We start from the raw sequence: 1,108 nt of genomic DNA, 5'->3' as shown, positions 1-1,108 counted from the left end.
GTGCTGACCAGCGCCTCGATGGCGAGCTGGTAGCGAGGCCGGGTGCGGCCGCCCGTCATCGCGTAGGGCCGTACCAGGGGCTGGTCACCCTCGACCGCGTAGCCGGCGGAGGGCGGATTCCCGTACGGGTCGTGCGGTGCGGTGGGCGGTGTCATGCAATCCTCCGGGCGGAACAGCGGATGGTCTCGGCGCCGTCAGGCTGTGGCCGGTGGGGGGCTGATGCGGCCGGGCGGGGTGGCGGATGAGCGGGCGTCAGTTGAGCAGGCTGCCCTGGAGTTCCGCACGTAGGTCCGGCGTCAGCACGGCCCCCGCCCGGTCCACCAGAAGGGCCATCTCGTAACCGACGAGGCCGATGTCGCACTCGGGGTGGGCGAGTACGGCGAGGGAAGAGCCGTCCGAGACGGACATGATGAAGAGGAAGCCGTGCTCCATCTCCACGACCGTCTGGTTGACGGTCCCGCCTTCGAAGATCCGGGAAGCCCCCGCGGTGAGCGAGGTGAGACCGGAGGCCACGGCCGCGAGCTGGTCGGCGCGGTCGCGGGGAAAGCCTTCGGACATCGCGAGGAGGAGTCCGTCGGCGGAGACCACCACCGTGTGCGACACCCCAGGGGTGTTGTCCACGAAGTTGGTGATCAGCCAGTTCAGGTTCTGTGCCGCCTGGCTCATGGGGGTCAACTAGCGCTCCTGCTGGTGAGAGGGGCGGGGGTAGCCCTCGTTCGGCCGGTTCTCACCGGACGGACGCAGACTGTTGCCGGCCTGGTAGCGGCCCTGCTGGATGCCCCTGCGGAGATTGGTCAGCCGGCCGCGCACGTCGTCGGGCGCCCGGGAGACCTGGGGACCCGTCTGCTGCTGCGGCTGCTGCTGAGCGGTACCCGGCACCAGGTTGGCGCGGGGCACCCGGCGCGGGAGACCGGAGGTGGTGACGCCGCCCGCGGAGGGCTGCCGCACCCGCTCCGCCTGCCGCACCAACTCGTCGTTGGGCGAAGCGCGCCAGGAGTCCTGGCCGGTCTGCGCGGGCAGTGCGCCGGGGCCCTGCCCCGCGGTCTCGGCCACGGCCTCGGGCCCGGCGGCGGGACGGCGCGCCTCGTCGGCGTCCCGCTGGGGAGCG

Annotated in this window: 2 protein-coding genes and 1 pseudogene; all 3 read right to left on the bottom strand. The window is 72.6% G+C overall.

What is annotated here, in order from left to right; translation table 11 throughout:
- Positions 1-155: DUF742 domain-containing protein (locus G3I42_RS33835; RefSeq protein ID WP_164291482.1), on the bottom strand; the 155-nt coding region annotated here is incomplete at its 3' end.
- Positions 156-252: 97 nt separating this feature from the next.
- Positions 253-666 (bottom strand): roadblock/LC7 domain-containing protein, encoded by a 414-nt coding sequence (locus G3I42_RS33830; protein ID WP_007821711.1) that lies wholly within the window; start codon positions 664-666, stop codon positions 253-255.
- 9 nt (positions 667-675) lie between these two features.
- A pseudogene (locus tag G3I42_RS33825) lies at positions 676-1,108 on the bottom strand (hypothetical protein); the annotation flags it as partial.

The sequence above is a fragment of the Streptomyces sp. SID11385 genome, assembly GCF_010548245.1.
Classification (GTDB): Bacteria; Actinomycetota; Actinomycetes; order Streptomycetales; family Streptomycetaceae; genus Streptomyces.
Note: the sequence above shows the minus strand (reverse complement) of the source record. Positions and strands in the feature narration are given on the sequence as shown.